Consider the following 18468-nt stretch of genomic DNA (forward strand, 5'->3'; position numbering starts at 1 on the left):
CTCATGGGTCGTGAGCCCTGGTCCGCAGTTGAGTGAGCGTCCCGCGTCGGAAACCTCCCGCTCGGCACGCCGACCGGCCCGTTCGTCCGCGCAGAAGGTGAAGCGCGTGGCGGTCATCGGGTTGTCCGTCGTGATCGTCTGTGGTGGCGGTGGTTTCGTCGCCTACCGAGCGATCCAGAACGCCAACACCCCGCCCACGCCGATCTCGGCGGAGGACTTCGGCCGGATCGCCAGCGGCGACCTCTACGCGCCCGACCCCGCCAGCGACGCGCTCAAGGAGGCGGGAGTCAAGGCGTACCAGGCGAAGAAGCTCAAGGAAGGCCGTAAGAACACCAAGGCCGACTTCGACTGGATCGAGGTCAAGAAGAAGGGTCCGGGCGGCGACGGGTTCCCGCCCGCCAACTTCCCGCCGGGCAGCGACCCCTCGCCGGGCAGCAACAAGGCCGTCGCCAAGCAGATGCTGTCCGGAGCCGGCTTCGGCAGCGACCAGTGGGGCTGCCTGGAGCGGCTCTGGCAGAAGGAGAGCGGCTGGAACGAGCGGGCGATGAACCGCTACTCCGGCGCCTACGGCATCCCGCAGTCCCTGCCCGGCAGCAAGATGGCCAGCGCGGGCGGTGACTGGCAGACCAACGCCGCCACCCAGATCAAATGGGGTCTCGGCTATATCAAGGGCCGCTACGGCACGCCCTGCGGCGCCTGGGGGCACTCGCAGTCCACGGGATGGTATTAACAGCCCATCTTTCCCTCTGCAATCGGCAAGCCGCCACGCCCGATGAGACAGCCCGGCGCACCCTGTCCGCATGGGTGTGAAGGTCAGTGTGATCGTCAGTGTCCACAACCCGGGAAGCCGTGCGGACGCGTGCATCCGCTCCGTCTTGGAGCAGAGCATGCCCTCGGACGACTATGAAGTGATCTTCGTGGACGACGGCTCCATGGACGGGATCGCGGAGCGACTCGACACGGTCGCCGCCGTCCGCAGGAACGTCCGCGTGCTGCACCTTCCGCACACCGGCTCACCGATGCGGGGACGCAACGTCGGCATGGCCGCCGCCAAGGGCGACTACGTCTACCTGATGGAGCAGGGCGACCGGCTGGAGCGCGACGCGCTGCTCAGCATGTACGAACGGGCCGTCGAGACCGACGCCGACGTCCTGGTCGGCCGCCTGGTGCGGGACACGGGGCCGCCGGTGACCGCGTTCGTCCGCAACCGGGGACGCGCCGACCTGCTGCGCGACCGGCTGCTCAGCCTGCTCACGCCGCACAAGCTCTACCGCCGCGCCTTCCTGGAGGAGCACGAGCTGGGCTTCCCCGTGCCCGGCGGGCAGGTGGCCGAGCAGGCGTTCTCGGTCCGGGCCTACCTGCAGGCCAAGGTCGTCGCCGTGCTGGCCGACCAGATCTGCTGCCACATCGGCGAGCGCGACGAGGCGGCGGAGGACCCGCGCACCGCCGTGGCCGAGCTCCGGACGCTGCTGGCCGCCATCGACGCCTACGTGGGCGACGGCCGCCAGCGTGACCGCATGTACGGCCACTGGTTCCGCTCCACCGTGCTCAAGCCGCTGCTGACCAGCCGCTTCGCCGCCTCGTCCGTGGACCGGGGCATGCACTTCAGGCTGATCAGGCAGCTCGTGCTCGACAGCTTCCCCGAGCGCCTCGACCAGTACCTGCCCGTCCAGCTGCGGGTCGTGGCCGCCTTCGTCCGCGCCGGGCGGCTGGATCAGCTCGTCGTCCTGGCCAACTCCTCCAAGCGGGCCGGGCTGCGCGCGGACCTGAGCGAGGTCCGCTGGGACGCGCAGGTTCTGGTGCTCGAGCTCTCCGTGGAGGTCCTGGGCGGCGACGGGGGGCCGGCCAGGTTCCGTACGAGCGGTGAGCGCCTGCTGTGGCAGCCGCCCCGCTCGGTCGACGCCAAGCTGCTGCCCGACAGCGTCACGGACGTCACCGGCGCCGTCGAGCGCGCCCGCATGGAGGTGTACGTACGGCACAGCGAGACGGGCGTCATCCACTACCTGCCGGTCGCCTACCGGGTCGAACGGGTCCCGGACGGGCGCCGCCACGTCCGGATCCAGATCGTCGGCGAGGCCAGGGTCGACGTGACCGCGGCGGCGCTCGGCGAGCCGCTCAAGGCCGGCCAGTGGGAGGTGCACGTCCGCATGTTCGGCGGCGCGCACCAGGCCAGGAGCCGGGTCCGCCGCCCGGACGGCCCGCTCAACTGCCTCGGCGTGCTCGCCCAGCAGCCCAGGATGCGCCTGGTGCTGCCCTGCTGGAGCGACGCGGGCGAGCTCGGGCTTGCCATCGAGCCGCGCTCGTTCTCGGAGTCGATCGCGCTGGTGTCGCCGGGCGTGACCATCAGGCGGCAGGAGGGGCACCTGTACGTCGTGCTGCCCGTGCCGTACGTGCCGCCGAGCGGCGGCCCCGCGCTGGAGCTGGTGCTGCGCAACACCTCGCGCCGGCCACGAGAGGTGTCCGCGCCCGCGCTGGTCGAGCCGGGGGTGCCGGGCAAGATCGCCGGCCAGCTGGTGGCCAAGGTGCCGGTCAAGCGGATGCTGCCGGGCAAGGACAGCCTCGGCCCCGGCGCCTGGCTCTCCTCGCTGCGCACCGCCGACGACGAGACCGGGCTGCGGTTCGGGCTGGAAGTACGCAGGGGCAGGATCGAGGTGCGGCCGTCGGCCGCCATGGATCCCGAGCGGCGCTCGCCGATGGGCGGGGACACACTGCTGCACCGGCTCGGCCGCCGCCTGCCCGGCGCGCGGCACATGGTGCGTCTGGCGCGCGCGGGCAAGCATCGCTACCTCAGGGACTGACCCAGTCCTCCAGCTCCGTGAAGGAGTCCCTGAAGACCGGCAGGAGCGGCTTCAGCTTGCCGGGGTAGACGTCCACCAGACCGTCGAGGTGGTTGCCGCCCTCGACCCGGTGGTAGCGGAACGGCCGGTGCGGGCCGACCATCTTTGCGTAGATGTCGGAGTCGCGGGAGATCGGCAGCAGTGAGTCGAGCGTGCCGTGGATGGTGATGAGCGGCTTGGTGATCCGGCCGGTCAGCGCGATCTTGGCGACGGCCGCGTACGGCTTGCGCGCGTCGTAGTCGTAGTCCGCCGGGGCGCCCTCGTACGACGGGTCGAGCTCCTTCTGGTAGAGCTGCTGGGTGAGCTCCCAGTAGTACTGCCGGTGGAAGGGCCACAGGAACTCCGAGCCCGCGGCGAAGCCCGCCTGTTCCGGAGACCCCTTCAGCGCCTGGGGCAGGAAGTTGAGCAGGTTGTCGCCCTTGACCCGCCAGAGCGTGCCCTCCCAGTCGACGCCGCCGTCGTACAGGTGGCCGCGGTTCTCCAGTTGCCAGCGGACGAGGTAGCCGCCGTTGGAGATGCCGGCCATGAACGTGCGCCGGGGCGGCCGGCCGTACCGCTGCCTGACCACGGCCTTGGCCGCGACCGTCAGCTGGGTGACGCGCTCGTTCCACTCGGCGATCGCGTCTCCGGGGCGGCGGCCGTCGGTGTGGAACTGCGGGCCGGTGTTGCCCTTGTCCGTGGCGGCGAACGCGTAGCCCTTCGACAGCACCCAGTCGGAGATCGTGAAGTCGTTGGCGTACTGCTCCCTGTTGCCCGGGGTGCCGGTGACGACCAGGCCGCCGTTCCAGTTCTCGGGGAGCCTGATGACGAACTGGGAGTCGTGGTTCCAGCCGTGGTTGGTGTTGGTGGCCGAGGTGTCGGGGAAGTAGCCGTCGATCTGGACGCCGGGGACGCCGGTGGGGTTGACGGTGGCCGCCGAGTGCAGCCCGGCCCAGTCAGCCGGGTCGGTGTGACCCGTCCCGACGGTGCCCGCGGTGGTCAGGTCGTCCAGGCGGGCGCTGACCGTGTACTCGGCGCCGGGCACCGTCGGGCCCTGGCCGGGGGTCAGCAGGCTCGCCACCAGGGTTAACGCGACGATCATCAGGACTCCGCGAGATGGTCGGCCAGCAGGCGCTGGAAGTCGGCGGGTCGCTCCAGGTGCGGGCTGTGGCCGCACTCGTCGAGCACGGCCTCCCGATAGCGGCCGTAGCGGTCGAGCACGACCCTGGTCTGGGTCACCATGGGCTGCGCGGTGGTGCCGGGCGAGCCGGGCACCACGCCCAGGGCGCCGAGGTGGGCCAGGTCGAACAGCGAGGTGTCGGAGACGATCACGTCGTCGGCGCCCCTGATCCACAGGATGGGCGGCTTGGGGTCGATCTCGTGCAGGTCGTCGATCCGGAAGTGGGTGGGGGCCAAGGCGTTGAGCACGCCGTGCTTGCCCGGCGCCACGCCCGGCCACCGCGCCGACCCGACGGGGTCGCCCGGGTAATGGGCCTCGCCGACCCGGGTGGTGAGCATGGAGCGGAGGTAGAAGTCCTCATCGGGCACCGGATTCTTCACGTATGTGGCCCGGAACACCGAGCGAGGCGACGTCGGGGATTCGTCCGACATGTCGCCCGCCTTCAGGCGGGACACGAAGTCCGGATTGGCGCCCCCGGCACCTGCTCCCGTGCCGTCCGGGTGGGTGAGCCTGCCGTCCGCGCCCTCCGTGCCGCCGAAGCCGTACGGGGAGACGGGGTTCACCAGCGTGACGCTCCCGACCATCGCGGGACGGTCGCGCAGCAGCTGCAGGACGATGCCGCCGCCCATGCTCCAGCCGACCAGGTGGACCCGCTCCAGGCCCAGCCGGTCGACCAGCTCGATCAGGTCGTCGGAGTAGTCGCGCAGGCCCCGCGTGGCGTCCACGGGCTCGGCGTCGGTCCCGCCGAACCCGCGCAGGTCCACCGCGAGCGGCCGGTACGCCTCGGGCAGGGCGGCCATGGTGTCCCGCCAGAACGCGCTCGACGAGACATTGCCGTGGACGAACAGCACGGGCTCGCCGGTCTCCCTGCCGTCCACGGTCAGGACGTGCTGGGTGAGCCTCGGCGTGGTGACCTTCATACGCGCACCTTCTCGGCCAGATCGCGGCCCTGGGTCTCCCTGGCGGCGAAGACCGCGACCAGGGTGAGGACGGCCGCCAGGCCGAGGTAGATGGAGATCGGCAGGCTGCTGCCGTAGCTCTTCAGCAGCGCGACCGCGATGATCGGGGCCAGTGCCCCGGCCACGATCGCCGACAGCTGGGCGCCGATCGACACCCCGGTGTAGCGCATTCTGGTGCCGAACAGCTCGGCGAAGAAGGCCGCCTGCGGGCCGTACATCATGCCGTGGAAGAGCAGGCCCACGGTGACGGCGAGGGTGATGGCCAGGAAGTTGCCGGTGTTGACGAGCGGGAAGAACGCGAAGATCCACAGCCCGATGCCGGCCGCCCCGGCCAGGTACATCGGGCGGCGGCCGATCCGGTCCGACAGCGCGCCCCACATGGGGATCGTGACGAAGTGGATGGCCGAGGCGATCAGCACGGCGTTGAGCACGGTGGAGTTCTCGATCTTGTTGGCCTTCGCGTAGGTGATGACGAAGACCGTGAGCAGGTAGAAGGAGATGTTCTCCGCCAGCCGGGCGCCGATCGCGGTGACGACGTCCCGCCAGTGGTGGCGCAGCACGCCGATGATCGGCGCCGTCTCCTCCGGCTCGGCCTGCTGGAACACCGGCGACTCGGTGATCGACAGCCGGATCCACAGGCCGATCAGCACCAGCACGCCCGACAGCAGGAACGGCACCCGCCAGCCCCATGCCAGGAACGCCTCGTCCGACTGCCAGGCGGCCAGTATCGCCAGCACGCCGGTCGCCAGCAGGTTGCCGCCCGGCGCGCCCGCCTGCGGCCAGGAGGCCCAGAAGCCGCGCCGCGCCGCGTCGCCGTGCTCGGAGACGATCAGCACCGCGCCGCCCCACTCGCCGCCCAGCGCGAAGCCCTGCACCAGCCGGAGCAGGGTCAGCAGCAGCGGCGCGGCGGCGCCCACGCCCGCGTACGTCGGCAGGCAGCCGATCAGGAACGTGGCGGCGCCCATCAGCAGCAGGCTGACCACCAGCAGTCGCTTGCGGCCGAGCCGGTCGCCGAAGTGGCCGAAGATCAGGCCGCCGAGCGGACGGGCGACGAACCCGACGGCGTAGGTGAGGAACGCGAGAAGCGTCCCGGTCAGGGGGTCCTCGTTGGGGAAGAAGAGCTTGTTGAAGACGAGAGCGGCTGCCGAGCCGTACAGGAAGAAGTCGTACCACTCGATGGTGGTGCCGATCAGGCTCGCGGCGACGATCTTCTTGATGGAAGTGGCCATGCCGTCACGCTAGGGAGTGACCGGCGTCACTCATATGGCGTCGGGGCCCACAGTCTGTCGTGGGGATGTGTGGCCGAGCCGGTGCAGGCGGAGCGCGAGCTGGATCTCCAGCGCTCGCTCCGGCTCCAGCCAGCCGTCGCCCAGGAGCTTGCCGATGCGGTCGAGCCGCTGGGTGACGGTGTTGACGTGGATGTGCATGGCGTCGGCCGTACGGGAGGGCGAGCCGCCCGAGCCGAAATAGGCGGTCAGCGTGTCGGCCAGCACGGTGCCCCTGCGGGCGTCGTACTCGACCACCGGCCCGAGCACCGACCCGACGTAGCCGGGCACGTCGCGGACGTCGCCGATCAGCAGGCCGACGAAGCCGAGCTCGCTCGCACTCGCGCCGTCACCCGTCCGGCCCAGCGCGATGAGCGCCTCCGCGCAGCGCCGCGCCTCCTGGTAGGCCGCGGCGACGTCGCTCTTGCGCGACGCCCCGGCCGTGGCGGGGGTGTGCAGGGACGCGCTCAGCTCGGCCGCGACACGCTGCGCGATGGCGCCCGCGTCGCCGCCGGGCAGCAGCAGGACGACCTCTCCGGCCCGCCCGGCTGCCAGCCCATGGCGTACGGCCGCCTGCGACGACGCCCAGAACGCGGCCCGCTCGCGCTGCCCCTCATGCCGGACCACCACCATGACGTGCGGCGCGGTCAGGTCCACGCCCAGCCGGCGCGCCCGGTCGGCCAGCCCAGGAGAGCCGGGTCGGGAGATCAGGTCATCGAGCAGCTCGCCCCGCACCCGCCCCTCCGCCTCGGCCACGCTCCGGCGGAACAGCAACAGCAGCGCGCAGACCAGCGCCGCCCGCTCCAGGATGCGCTCGTCGGCGTCGTCGCTGCGCAGGATCAGCGTGCACAGCGGCTCGCCGCCGACGTCCACCGACGCGATCAGCAGATCCGCTCGTCGCACGGTACGGCCCAGCGCCCTGGACGCCTGCGCGGCCTCGAACACGCCCGGATCCAGCTCGCCGACGTCTCCGGTGATCGGCCGGCCCAGGTCGTCGAGTACGGCCAGCGAACCGCCGAGCACGTCGGTCACCACGGCGGCCACGTCCTCGATGCCGCCGCCCCGCAGCACCAGCGAGGTCATCCGGTCGTGGGCCAGCGCGGCGCGTTCGACGGCCTGGCCGTGCTCCCTGACCGTGCGGTGCGCGGTGGACAGCTCTTCGAGGGCGTTCCTGGTCTCCTGGAGCAGCCTGGCGTTGTCGATCGCGACGGCCGCGTGCGCCGCCAGGCTCGCCAGCAGCGACACCTCCTCCTGCAGGAACGGCCTGGCGCTGCGGTTGGCGGCGAACAGCACGCCGATCACCCGCTGCCCCAGCCGCAGCGGCACGCCGAGGATCGCGACCAGCCCTTCCTCGGTGACGGCTTCGTCGATGTGGTTCTTGTGGTGGAAACGGGCGTCGGCGAAGTAGTCGGCGGTCGCGTACGGCGTGGCGCTCTGCGCGACCAGCCCGCCCAGCCCCGCGCCCATGGCCAGCCGGAGCGCCCGGAACTTGGCCGAGATCGAACCGTCCGTCACCTGCATGTACGTGTCGCCGCGGGCGGGATCGTGCAGTGTGAGGTAGGCGGTGTCGGTCGCGAGCAACTGCCTGGCGCGGTGCACGATCGCCTCCAGCACCGCGTCGAGGTCGCGCAGCGCGGCCAGGTCGTTGGCGGTGTCGTAGAGCGCCGACAGCTCGGCCTCGCGCCTGGCCCGGCGTTTCAGCAGCGCGCGCACCTTGAGCGCGTCGACCTTGGCCAGCTCCAGCTCCTCGACCGTCGCCGCGTCGGCGCCCGCGGCCCTGGCCTGGATGATCGGCCCCTCGAACTCGACCGCCGACGCCTCCCGGGCCAACAGTTCCAGAAAGCGCCTGCTCATTGTTAGCGCGCCGTCCAGCCGCCGTCGACGGGGAGGGAGACGCCGGTGATGAACGACCCGGCCGGGCCGCAGAGGTAGGCGACCAGTTCGGCCACCTCCTCGGGCTCGATCAGCCGCTTGATCGCCGCGGGCTGGAGCATGATGTCCTCGACGACCTCGCCCGGGTCGATGTCGTGCGCCTTCGCCTGGTCGGCGATCTGGCTCTCGACCAGCCCGGTCCGTACGTACGCCGGGCACACGCAGGTGGAGGTCACCCCGTGGGCCGCCCCTTCGAGCGCCACGACCTTGGAGAACCCCTCCAGCCCATGCTTGGCCGCCGTGTACGCCGACTTGTACGGCGAAGCCCGCAGCCCGTGCACCGACGAGATGTTGACGAACCGCCCCCAGCCCCGCTCGTACATCCCCGGCAGCACCTGCCGCGCGATCAGGAACGGCGCCTCGACCATGACCCGCAGCATCGTCCCGAACACCGCGGGCGGGAACTCCTCGATCGGCGCCACATGCTGGAACCCCGCGTTGTTGACCACGATGTCGACGGGCTCCTCCGGCAGGGCGCGGACGAACTCCGGATCGCTCAGGTCCGCCACCACCGGCACCCCGCCGAGCTCGGCGGCCACCTTCTCCGCGGACTCCGCGCTCCGGTCGACGACCAGCACCCTCGCCCCGCCGGCGGCCAGCCGTCTCGCGCAGGCGGCCCCGATCCCGGCTCCGCCCCCTGTGACCAGCGCCGTCCGCCCAGTCAGCTCCTTCGCCATGTCTCCGACCCTAAGCGCTCGCGGGGCGAACGTGGCATGGGTGTCCACTACATAGATCGTTGTCGCCTTATGTGGTGTGTCTGGGAGGCCGCGCCGCCCGCCTCCCTGCTACGGTTTCCCTATGCACGCGTATTCGTACTCCTGGTGGCCCGCCTTCTAGGCGGTCCTCCTAGCGCATACGCACCCCGGCCGCCTCGACGAGGCGGCCGTCGTCATGTCCGGACCCCCTTGTCGAGCACCCCAGACGAAAGGGCGTTCCGTGACAACCTGGCCAGCGCTGCTCAGCACACTCCTCGACGGCACCTCGCTCACCTCCGTTCAGGCCGCCTGGGCCATGGACCAGATCATGTCGGGCGCCGCCACGGACGCCCAGATCGCCGCCTTCGCCATCGCCCTGCGGGCCAAGGGCGAGACCGTGGCGGAGGTCTCCGGCCTGGCCGACGGCATGCTCGCCAGATCGGCGGCCATCAGGATCCCCGGCGACCCGGTCGACCTGGTCGGCACCGGCGGCGACCGGGCCAACACGGTCAACGTCTCGACCATGGCGGCCATCGTGGCGGCGGCGGCCGGAGCCAAGGTCGTCAAGCACGGCGGCCGGGCCGCCTCATCGAGCACCGGGGCCGCCGACCTGCTGGAGGAGCTCGGCCTGGTCATCGACCTGCCGCCGGCCGGCGTCGCCCGGGTCGTGGAGGAGGTCGGCATCACGTTCTGCTTCGCGCCGACCTTCCACCCGGCGCTGAAACGCACCTCCGGGGCGCGGCGGGAGCTGGGCGTGCCGACGGTCTTCAACTTCCTCGGCCCCCTCACCAACCCCGCCCTGCCGGCCGCGCAGGCGGTCGGCGTCTTCCACCCGGACCTGGCGCCGGTCATCGCGGGCGTCCTCGCGGAGCGCGGCGGCTCCTCGCTGGTCTTCCGTGGCGACGACGGCCTCGACGAGCTCACCACCTCCGGCCCCTCGGCCGTCTGGCTCGTACGCAGGGGCACGGTAACCCCGACCCGCTTCGACCCGGCGGACCTGTCGATCCCGCGAGCACACCCGTCCGACCTGGTCGGCGGCGACGCGGCGCACAACGCGGCGGTGGCCAGGGCGGTCCTCGCGGGCGAGCGGGGGCCGGTCCGCGACATCGTGCTCCTGAACGCGGCAGCCGCCCTGGTGGCGGCCGACGGCACACCCCCGGCCGACGGCCTCACCACGGCTCTCGCCCAGGCCTACAAGCGAGCGGGTGACGCCGTCGACTCAGGTGCCGCCTCGACACTGCTCACCCGCTGGATCCACGCCACCCACCGGGCGGTTTGAAGCTGTCCGTCACTTGGCGGGCCGGGTCATGGAGAGCACGTCCAGCAGGGCGTCGAGTTGCTCCTCCGTGAGCCGGCCGGCCGCCACGTGGCCGCGTTCGATGACCACCTCGCGGATCGTCTTGCGCTCCGCCAACGCCTGCTTGGCGATCTTCGCCGCCTCCTCGTAGCCCACATACCGGTTCAGCGGCGTGACGATCGACGGCGACGACTCCGCGTACTCCCGCAGCCGCGGCACGTTCGCCGTGATCCCGGCCACGCACCGGTCGGCCAGCAGCCGTGAGACGTTCGCCAGCAGCCGGATCGACTCCAGGATGTTGCGCGCGATGACCGGCAGCTGCACGTTCAGCTCGAAGCTGCCCGACGCGCCCGCGAACGTGATCGCCGCGTCGTTGCCGATGACCTGCGCCGCGACCATGGCCGTGGCCTCGGGGATCACCGGGTTGACCTTGCCGGGCATGATGGACGACCCCGGCTGCAGGTCCGGCAGGTTGATCTCACCGAGCCCGGCGCGCGGCCCGGAGCCCATCCACCGGAGATCGTTGGCGATCTTGTTGAGCGAGACCGCCACCACCTTCAGCTGCCCCGAGAGCTCGACGATGGAGTCCTGCGCGCTCTGCGCCTCGAAGTGGTCCATCGCCTCCCGGAACGGGATCCCGGTCGCCTCACGCAGCTTCTCGATCGCCAGGTTCGCGAAGCCCGGCGGGGTGTTGATGCCGGTGCCCACCGCCGTGCCGCCCAGGGGCAGCTCGAGTACGTGCCCGAGCGCCGACCTCACCCGTACGGAGCCGTGCTCGATCTGCGTGGCGTAGCCGCCGAACTCCTGCCCCAGCGTCACGGGCGTGGCGTCCATGAGATGCGTCCGGCCCGACTTCACCACCTGGTCGAACTGGATCGCCTTGGCGCGCAGCGCCGCCGCCAGGTGTTCCAGCGAGGGCAGCAGGTGGTAGGTCACCTCCGTCGCCGCCGCCACGTGGATCGAGGTCGGGAACACGTCATTGGACGACTGCGAGGCGTTGACGTGGTCGTTCGGGTGCACGGGCCGGCCCAGCCGCTCCTGGGCCAGCGTCGCGATGACCTCGTTGGCGTTCATGTTGGACGAGGTGCCGGAACCGGTCTGGAAGACGTCGATCGGGAAGTGGTCGTCGTGCTCGTTCTCCGCGACGTCGGCCGCGGCCTGCGCGATGGCCTCGGACAGATCCTTTTCGAGTACGCCGAGCTCTCCGTTGACCTCGGCGGCGACCGCCTTGATCAGGCCGAGCGCGGCGATGTGCGACGGCTCCAGCGGCCGTCCGGACACCGGGAAGTTCTCCACCGCCCGCTGTGTCTGCGCGCGCCATCTGGCTCCGACCGGAACGCGCACCTCACCCATGGAGTCATGTTCAATGCGGAACTCGCTCATGCCTCCCAGTCTGGCTCACGCCTGCCGGATCACCCCGAAAGGGGCGTCCCGCCGACGCTGGGTCAGCTTGAGAGGAGTGCCACGATGAGGACGGCGATCACCACGGCGGCGGCCGCGGCCACGGCCATCAGGACCAGCATGCCGTTGCGGTTGCCGGTGGGGCGCTGTTCGGGCTCCTTCGCGATGGCGAACAGATCCGTGCCCAGCCCCTGCCCGGCCTGGCGCTCCTGCCCCATCGGGGGTGGCGCCTGCTGCGGACCCGTCGGCGGTCCGGGCCGCGGTCCCATCTGCGGGCCTCGCGGTCCTGGCTGGGGGTGCTGTTGGGGTGGGGGCAGCGGGTAGACCTGCTGTCCCGGGGCCTGGTGGATGCGGGTGGTGACGGTGCTCTCCTCGTCGGAGCCACGTCGTGGCGGGTCCTGCGGCCTGGGGGCCTTCGGACGCGCCACGCTGATGGTCCGCTCGGGGTCGTACGCACCGCTGGGCTGAGGCCCGGTCGGAACGCCGCGCCCAGCACCACCCGGGCCCTGCTGACCACCGGGGCCCTGCGGAGCGCCGACGGGGCCGGACGGGGCGCCCGAGGGTCCATGCGGTTGGGCTCCGCCCATCGGGTTGGCGGTCCGCGCGTCGGGGGCCGCGCCTGCCCGTGCTGCCTGCGGTCCTGTCGCGGGGCCCTGAGGGGATGTGCCGGGCGCATTCGGCCGCGACCCGGTCCCACGCCCCTGCGGCCCGCCTACCGGTCCCTGGGGCCCGCCCATCGGCCCCTGACCGCCCCTCGCTTGCCCGCCCTGAGCACTCTGGCCGCTCTGAGCCGCTTGCCAGCCTTGACCGGCTTGCCCGCCCGGACCCGCGGAGCCGCTCTGGCCACCCTGCCCACCTCGACCAGCTTGTCCGCCTTGACCGGCCGGACCGCCTACCCCGGCCGGTGCCGATCCGCTCGGACCGGTCGCCGCGTGCGGAGCCTGCGCATCTCGACCGGGTCCCGACGGCCCGCCCTGCGCTCCCCAGCCGGGCGCGGCGGGTGGGGTGCCCCACTGGCCGGCCGCCTTGGGGGCCTGTACGGCGGGTGCCGTGTCGTTCGAGTCGGGCACGCCGGCCTCCTGGGCGATCAGGGCCTCGGCCGTGATCGCCTGCATCTCGCTCGTGGGCGTGTCGGCGACCATCCGGAGCAGGGTCTCCGCCTTGGCCGCCGTCAGGCGCCGCTTGTGGTCCTTGTCCAGCAGCCCGGTCAGCACCGGCAGCAGCGCCCCGGCCTGGGTGGGCGGGTCGGCGTTCTCGCTCAGCAGCGCGGCGAGCGTCTCCGCGATCGTGGCCCGCTCGTACGCCGGCCGGCCCTCGACCGCGAAGTACAGCGTCGCCCCGAGCGACCAGACGTCGGACTCGGGCCCGGTGTATTCGCCCCTGGCCCGCTCCGGCGCCGTGTAGCCGGGCGAGCCGATGACCATGCCGGTCTTGGTGAGCCGGGAGTCGCCCTCGGCCTTGGCGATGCCGAAGTCGGTCAGCACCACCCGGCCGTTCTCGGTGATGAGCACGTTGCCCGGCTTGACGTCGCGATGCGTGATGCCCTGGGCGTGCGCCGCGCGCAGCGCGCCGAGCAGGTCGACGCCGATCTCCGCCACCAGCCGGGGCGGCAGCGGGCCCTCTTCGTCGATCACCTGCTCCAGGGAGCGGGCCTCGATGAGCTCCATGATGATCCACGGGCTCTTGTCGTGGATGAGCACGTCGTGGATGGCGGCGACTGACGGGTGGTTGATCCGGGCGGCGATACGCCCCTCGCGGACCATGCGCTCGCGCAGCTCGGCCCGTTGTTCCTCGGTGAGACCCTGGTCCTGGCGGATTTCCTTGACCGCCACCTCGCGCCCGAGCGCGCGATCACGGGCGCGCCACACCGTGCCCATTGTCCCTCGACCGAGGGGTGCGATGAGCTCGTAGCGCTCCGCGAGCAGGCGTGTCTGCTGTTCCGGCATGAGAAGAAGATATCGATTCTCGCTTGGGAAGTGCTTTACCCTCGCTTGCGAAGTTCTCTTGGCCAGAACCGTCGAGGAAGGCACAACTTTATCACCGTCGCTTTGAAACGGGCATAAGCGGACGGAGTAGGTCGAGGCTCGACTCTCTTCCGATGGACGCCTTCGCCCTGCCGTCGTTCTTGACGTGGTGGCGGCACCGCCAGGGCGGCCGCCGTGGCCTCTGCCCGGTGCAGCCCGCGGTGCGCGGGCCTGCGCGCGAAAGAGGGTGCGGTGATCACCGGCGTCGGCCGGCCCGATCCGCTGGGGGCCAGCGGCTCCTCCGCGGAGCCGCCCGCGGCCACCCTGGCCAGCATCAACGAGGCGCGTACTGAGTCGAGCCTGGTCTGCGGGTCGATGCGGAGCAGCGCGTCGAGAACCGGCGCCAGCGGCCCGGCCTTCGTCATCGGGATCGGCTCGCCACTGGTGAGCGCGGCCAGCGCGGCGGCGGCCGTACGGCGTCCATGCAGGCCCCTGCCCTCGACGGCGGTGTAGAGGGTCGCGCCGAGCGACCACAGATCACCGGCCGGACTGGCCTTCGAGCCCAGCACCCGCTCTGGAGCGATGTATCCGGCGGAACCCAGCACGATGCCCGCCTGGGTGATGGAAACGTCACCTTCCAGTGCGGCCAGCCCGAAGTCGGTCAGGACCGCCCGGTCCTCCATCACCAGCACGTTGCTGGGCTTCACGTCGCGGTGCAGGATCCCCTTGGCGTGTACGGCCCGCAGCGCGCCGAGGATCTGCCGGCCGATCTCGGCGGCCTTGCGCGGATGGAGCGGTCCGCCCTCCAGGATGAGCTGCTCAAGGGACCTGGCCTGGAGCAGCTCCATGACGATCCACGGCCGGTCGTCCTCGGTGACCACGTCGAACACGGTGATGACCGACGGGTGCGCGACCATCGCGGTCGCCCTGCCCTCACGCTCGGTGCGGGCGCACAGCTCGGCCCGCAACTCCTCGTCGAGCACGGCCGGCAGCCGGACCTCCTTGACCGCCACGTCGCGGTCGAGCAGCTCGTCGTGCGCTCGCCAAACGGTACCCATGCCGCCGCGACCGACCGGTTCGAGAAGCCGGTAGCGCGCGGCGAGTAGGTAACCGGAGGGCGCACGCATGGCAGGCAGCTTACCTATTTGTGTAAACCGACCAGTAGAGGCGGGGCCGATAAAATGTTGCGAAGTTAAGTCAACTCGCCTGACTCGTGACGTCAGCAAACCTGTCGGCTACATCGGTCCCCGTTGATCAGGCTCCACAGACATTGCGATACCGCGAGTAGTAGGCGTGCTCCCAAGCGTGGTGTTCCCATGATGGTGGCAAATCGGCCCGATGACCAGTCTGCCCCCGCTGGAACGTTCGACCATGCCGAGATGGTCGGCTCCCGGCCGGCGTGTCCAGGGTGCCGCCGGCGCCGCGGACGGACCCGGCCTGGTGCGGCGACAAGGTCTCGCCGGTGATGCCGGGCTCGGGGTCAGGCGTACGGGCGGGGTAGCGGTGCCGCTCGTTCTCAGGCCCCTGACCTGCCGATACAGCGCCCGGCCCAGGTTGGTCGCGAGGAATGTGCGCGATGCCCGGCAAGAAGTTCGCAGGCATCCGGCAGGCTTGCCGACAGCGGTCTGACGAAGCCGTCAGCGACTTGTAAGGGTGTCGTAAGGGCTCTGGGGCACAGTGGAGTTAAGGGGAACTCATGGACCCACCGGCGGCCGAAACTGTCAGTGTCGGCGGTCACACTGGGAACATACGGCCCTGGTGCTTTACCGGAACGAATAGCCATGACGAGTTCGTTGAGGGACGTGATGAGGATGCGCCGCAGTCAGGTTCGTCGCCGACCGACGAAGAGGCCGATCGTGCCCGCGCTGGACCTTCGCACGCCGTCGGGGCGACAGCTGCCCTTTTGAAACCCACACAACTGGAGCGTCACCCGAGAGGTGCACGATGTGCAGTCACTACCCGCTCTGTCCCACCGCCGACTCACCCGACCGTGAGGCTTCCCACGTGATCTCGGCCCACCCTGACCAGGGCTGGAGCCTGCTGTGTAATGGCGTGGTGCTGTTCGAGGACACCGGGTTGCTCCTTCCCGACGGCTCCGTCGTCGCGCCCCACCGCGGTCTCGTGGCCGCCTGAGCGTCACCCGACCGGTGCCGAGCGGCCCGAAACGGCCCACCCGGCACCCTTCGGCGACCGATTGACGAGACAAGACGAGAGCGTCAGCGGCGGCCTATCGACAGGACCGGTCCGGTGCGATCGGTGAAGAAGTCGTCGCCCTTGTCGTCGACGACGATGAACGCGGGGAAGTCGACCACCTCGATCTTCCACACCGCCTCCATCCCCAGCTCCGGATATTCCAGGACCTCCACCTTCTTGATGCAGTCCTGAGCCAGCCTGGCCGCGGGCCCGCCGATGGAGCCCAGGTAGAAGCCTCCGTGCTCCCTGCAGGCGTCGGTCACCTGCTTCGACCGGTTGCCCTTGGCCAGCATCACCATCGAGCCGCCGGCGGCCTGGAAGCGCTCCACGTAGGAGTCCATCCGCCCCGCGGTCGTGGGGCCGAACGAGCCCGACGCGTAGCCCTCCGGGGTCTTGGCCGGACCCGCGTAGTAGACCGCGTGATCCTTCAGGTACTGCGGCATCTCGCCGCCCGCGTCGAGCAGGTCGGCGATCTTCGCGTGCGCGATGTCGCGGGCGACCACGAGTGGGCCGGTCAGCGAGAGCCGCGTCTTCACCGGATATTTCGACAGCTCGGCAAGGACATCCGGCATGGGTCGGTTGAGATCGATGTTGACGACGTCGTCCGAGAGGTGCTCGTCGGTGGTCTCCGGCAGGAAGCGGGCCGGATCGGTCTCCAGCTTCTCCAGGAAGACGCCTTCCGGCGTGATCTTGGCCAGCGCCTGCCGGTCGGCCGAGCAGGACACGGCGATGGCCACCGGGCAGGAGGCGCCGTGCCGGGGCAGCCGGATGACGCGTACGTCGTGGCAGAAGTACTTGCCGCCGAACTGGGCGCCGATCCCGAGCTTCTGCGTCAGCTCGAAGACCTTGGCCTCCAGGTCCAGATCGCGGAAGCCGTGCGCCGAGGGGGAGCCCGAGGTGGGGATCGAGTCGAGGTAGCGGGCGCTGGCGTACTTGGCCGTCTTCAGCGCGTACTCGGCCGACGTGCCGCCGACCACGATCGCCAGATGGTACGGCGGGCAGGCCGCGGTGCCGAGCGAGCGGATCTTCTCCTCCAGGAAGGCCAGCATCCGCTTCTCGTTCAGCACGGCCTTGGTCTCCTGGTACAGGAACGACTTGTTGGCCGATCCGCCGCCCTTGGCCATGAACAGCAGTTTGTACTCGTCCGCGTGGCCGTAGGGGTCCTCGGCGTAGAGCTCGATCTGGGCGGGCAGGTTGCTGCCGGTGTTCTTCTCCTCCCACATGCTCAGCGGCGCCATCTGCGAGTAGCGCAGGTTGAGGCGCGTGTAGGCGTCATAGACGCCGCGCGAGATGTGCTCGGCGTCGCGCCCGTCGGTGAGCACGTGGCGGCCACGCTTGCCCATGACGATGGCGGTGCCGGTGTCCTGGCACATGGGCAGCACGCCGCCGGCCGAGATGGAGGCGTTCTTCAGCAGGTCGAGCGCGACGAACCGGTCGTTGCCGCTGGACTCGGGGTCGTCGACGATCTTCCGCAGCTGGGCGAGGTGGGAGGGGCGGAGGAAGTGCGAGATGTCGTGGATCGCGGTCTCGGTGAGCAGCCGCAGCGCCTCGGGGTCCACCTCCAGGAAGCTGCGCCCGGCCGCCTCGACCCGCCGCACACCGTCCGGCGTGATCAGCCGGTATTCGGTCTCGTCGGCGCCCAACGGGAGCAACTCGCTGTAATCGAACTCGCCCATGATCCTCCCCATTCGCCGCACAGAGCCTATCTTTTCTACCAGTCTTTACGGCCGGCCCGGTGGGCCCCACCCGCCGTCCAAGCTGGGCTCTGTCCAGGGGCACGCTCCTCCGGTGGAGGTGGCCGGCCGCCGTGACGTGCGTATCGCCGGCCGTCTGGGTGGTTTCAAAGGACGTGAGCCGGCTCCCGCTGCCTCGTAGTGGTCAGCCCGACCAGGATGCCCGCGATCACCAGCGACGCGCCGAGCAGGTCGAAGACCGTTGGGGTGGCGATGCCCAGGACGAGGCCGGTGGTGATCGCCCCGACCGGGATGAGGCCGGCGAACAGGCCCGCGTGGCCGGGGCCGAGCTTGGGCAGCGCGGTGTACCAGAGGAAGAAGGCCAGGACGGTCACCACGACCGCCAGGTAGACGAAGCCGAGGGCCTGTGCAGAGGTCGGTGGCCGGAGCATGCCGGTGCCCTCCTTGACCAGGCCGATCGTGGCCAGCAGGGGGACCGCCAGCATCGTCGAGTACGCCGACAGCCGGATCGCCCCCAGCTTCGGCAGCAGCGGGATCGCCAGCATCGAGAAGCTGACCTCGCCGACGAGCGCCCCCAGACTCCACAGCAGGCCGGGCAGGTTGCCGCTGCCCAGCCCGGTGGCCAGTGTCGCGCCCGCGACCACGACGACCGCGCCGGCCAGCAGCCGGGGCGCCGGACGGCCGCTGAGCAGTGCCAGGGCGAGGGGCACGGTGCCCAGGATGGTGCCGACCAGTCCGGGGCCCGCGGCACGGGCCGACTCGATCACGCACATGTTGAAGAACACCAGCCCGAGCAGCGTCAGCGCGACGAGCAGCAGCGTCTCGCGCCTGGTCAGCCGGACGAACCGCAGCCCGAGCACCCGGATCACGACCAGCCAGATCACCGCCGCGGCCAGGTAGCGCACCGCTTGCCCGCCGTACACCGGATAGTCCTGGATCAGGCCCGACACACCCGCCAGCGTCCCCACGAGGAACATGGCGGCGGCCGCCCCGACGACTCCGTTTCTCATGGAAGGGAGGCTAGGGGCAGAATGGCTCAGGCAAGGAGTCCAATGTCCCACTAAAAGGATGG

The 18468-nt window shown here is 70.9% G+C and carries 14 protein-coding genes; 4 read left to right on the top strand and 10 right to left on the bottom strand.

Annotated elements, in window-relative coordinates:
• Window positions 1–106: 106 nt before the first annotated feature.
• Together AB0B91_RS34445 and AB0B91_RS34450 are read left to right on the top strand one after the other, a co-directional pair.
• Window positions 107–730 (top strand): lytic transglycosylase domain-containing protein, encoded by a 624-nt coding sequence (locus AB0B91_RS34445; protein WP_358328449.1) that lies wholly within the window; start codon window positions 107–109, stop codon window positions 728–730.
• Window positions 731–800: 70 nt separating this feature from the next.
• The gene (locus AB0B91_RS34450) at window positions 801–2798 is read left to right on the top strand and encodes a glycosyltransferase family 2 protein (protein WP_358328452.1); all 1998 of its coding nucleotides are present in this window, start codon (window positions 801–803) and stop codon (window positions 2796–2798) included.
• Here AB0B91_RS34450 and AB0B91_RS34455 read toward each other — a convergent pair.
• The 5 genes from AB0B91_RS34455 to AB0B91_RS34475 are packed head-to-tail and all read right to left on the bottom strand — an operon-like array spanning window position 2788 to window position 8829.
• Window positions 2788–3918, bottom strand: a complete 1131-nt coding sequence (locus AB0B91_RS34455; protein ID WP_358328455.1) for a tannase/feruloyl esterase family alpha/beta hydrolase — start codon at window positions 3916–3918, stop codon at window positions 2788–2790. The genes AB0B91_RS34450 and AB0B91_RS34455 overlap by 11 nt on opposite strands.
• Entirely contained in the window at window positions 3918–4916 is a 999-nt protein-coding gene (locus tag AB0B91_RS34460; protein ID WP_358328457.1) for an alpha/beta hydrolase, read from the bottom strand. Before AB0B91_RS34460 ends, AB0B91_RS34455 begins: the two co-directional genes overlap by 1 nt.
• Entirely contained in the window at window positions 4913–6184 is a 1272-nt protein-coding gene (locus AB0B91_RS34465; protein WP_358328459.1) for an MFS transporter, read from the bottom strand. The genes AB0B91_RS34460 and AB0B91_RS34465 overlap by 4 nt, the downstream gene beginning before the upstream one ends.
• 30 nt (window positions 6185–6214) lie before the next feature.
• Window positions 6215–8074 carry a helix-turn-helix domain-containing protein gene (locus AB0B91_RS34470; protein WP_358328462.1) on the bottom strand — a complete coding sequence of 620 codons (1860 nt, stop codon included), beginning with the start codon at window positions 8072–8074 and terminating at the stop codon, window positions 6215–6217.
• Window positions 8075–8076: 2 nt separating this feature from the next.
• On the bottom strand, window positions 8077–8829 hold the full coding sequence (locus AB0B91_RS34475; RefSeq protein ID WP_358328465.1) for a 3-hydroxybutyrate dehydrogenase: 753 nt from the start codon (window positions 8827–8829) through the stop codon (window positions 8077–8079).
• Window positions 8830–9043: 214 nt separating this feature from the next.
• Here AB0B91_RS34475 and trpD point away from each other — a divergent pair, with 214 nt between their 5' ends.
• Window positions 9044–10126, top strand: a complete 1083-nt coding sequence (gene trpD, locus AB0B91_RS34480) for an anthranilate phosphoribosyltransferase (protein ID WP_358328468.1) — start codon at window positions 9044–9046, stop codon at window positions 10124–10126.
• 9 nt (window positions 10127–10135) lie between these two features.
• Here trpD and AB0B91_RS34485 read toward each other — a convergent pair whose 3' ends face one another.
• From AB0B91_RS34485 to AB0B91_RS34495, 3 genes are all read right to left on the bottom strand, one after another.
• A complete protein-coding gene (locus tag AB0B91_RS34485; protein WP_358328471.1) occupies window positions 10136–11527 on the bottom strand; it encodes a class II fumarate hydratase in 1392 nt (463 codons plus the stop codon).
• 62 nt (window positions 11528–11589) lie between these two features.
• A complete protein-coding gene (locus tag AB0B91_RS34490) occupies window positions 11590–13491 on the bottom strand; it encodes a serine/threonine-protein kinase (protein ID WP_358328474.1) in 1902 nt (633 codons plus the stop codon).
• Window positions 13492–13526: 35 nt separating this feature from the next.
• Window positions 13527–14636, bottom strand: coding sequence for a serine/threonine-protein kinase (locus AB0B91_RS34495; protein WP_358328477.1), 1110 nt, complete (start codon window positions 14634–14636; stop codon window positions 13527–13529).
• 817 nt (window positions 14637–15453) lie between these two features.
• On the opposite strand from AB0B91_RS34495, the gene AB0B91_RS34500 reads away from it, so the two are divergent.
• Window positions 15454–15642, top strand: coding sequence for a DUF5999 family protein (locus AB0B91_RS34500; RefSeq protein WP_214639679.1), 189 nt, complete (start codon window positions 15454–15456; stop codon window positions 15640–15642).
• A gap of 83 nt (window positions 15643–15725) precedes the next feature.
• Here the strand turns inward: AB0B91_RS34500 and AB0B91_RS34505 are convergent, their stop codons facing one another.
• Entirely contained in the window at window positions 15726–17378 is a 1653-nt protein-coding gene (locus AB0B91_RS34505; protein ID WP_358328480.1) for a fumarate hydratase, read from the bottom strand.
• Between the two features lie 164 nt (window positions 17379–17542).
• Window positions 17543–18406, bottom strand: a complete 864-nt coding sequence (locus AB0B91_RS34510) for a DMT family transporter (RefSeq protein ID WP_358328483.1) — start codon at window positions 18404–18406, stop codon at window positions 17543–17545.
• Between the last annotated feature and the right edge of the window lie 62 nt (window positions 18407–18468).

Source organism: Nonomuraea sp. NPDC049141 (genome assembly GCF_040648415.1).
Lineage (GTDB): Bacteria > Actinomycetota > Actinomycetes > Streptosporangiales > Streptosporangiaceae > Nonomuraea.

Excerpts from the sequence above, each read along its gene's own strand:
- AB0B91_RS34450 (WP_358328452.1), top strand. The coding sequence starts at position 801 with ATGGGTGTGAAGGTCAGTGTGATCGTCAGTGTCCACAACCCGGGAAGC.
- AB0B91_RS34455 (WP_358328455.1), bottom strand. The coding sequence starts at position 3,918 with ATGATCGTCGCGTTAACCCTGGTGGCGAGCCTGCTGACCCCCGGCCAG.
- AB0B91_RS34460 (WP_358328457.1), bottom strand. The coding sequence starts at position 4,916 with ATGAAGGTCACCACGCCGAGGCTCACCCAGCACGTCCTGACCGTGGAC.
- AB0B91_RS34465 (WP_358328459.1), bottom strand. The coding sequence starts at position 6,184 with ATGGCCACTTCCATCAAGAAGATCGTCGCCGCGAGCCTGATCGGCACC.
- AB0B91_RS34470 (WP_358328462.1), bottom strand. The coding sequence starts at position 8,074 with ATGAGCAGGCGCTTTCTGGAACTGTTGGCCCGGGAGGCGTCGGCGGTC.
- AB0B91_RS34475 (WP_358328465.1), bottom strand. The coding sequence starts at position 8,829 with ATGGCGAAGGAGCTGACTGGGCGGACGGCGCTGGTCACAGGGGGCGGA.
- trpD (WP_358328468.1), top strand. The coding sequence starts at position 9,044 with ATGTCCGGACCCCCTTGTCGAGCACCCCAGACGAAAGGGCGTTCCGTG.
- AB0B91_RS34485 (WP_358328471.1), bottom strand. The coding sequence starts at position 11,527 with ATGAGCGAGTTCCGCATTGAACATGACTCCATGGGTGAGGTGCGCGTT.
- AB0B91_RS34490 (WP_358328474.1), bottom strand. The coding sequence starts at position 13,491 with ATGCCGGAACAGCAGACACGCCTGCTCGCGGAGCGCTACGAGCTCATC.
- AB0B91_RS34495 (WP_358328477.1), bottom strand. The coding sequence starts at position 14,636 with ATGCGTGCGCCCTCCGGTTACCTACTCGCCGCGCGCTACCGGCTTCTC.
- AB0B91_RS34500 (WP_214639679.1), top strand. The coding sequence starts at position 15,454 with ATGTGCAGTCACTACCCGCTCTGTCCCACCGCCGACTCACCCGACCGT.
- AB0B91_RS34505 (WP_358328480.1), bottom strand. The coding sequence starts at position 17,378 with ATGGGCGAGTTCGATTACAGCGAGTTGCTCCCGTTGGGCGCCGACGAG.
- AB0B91_RS34510 (WP_358328483.1), bottom strand. The coding sequence starts at position 18,406 with ATGAGAAACGGAGTCGTCGGGGCGGCCGCCGCCATGTTCCTCGTGGGG.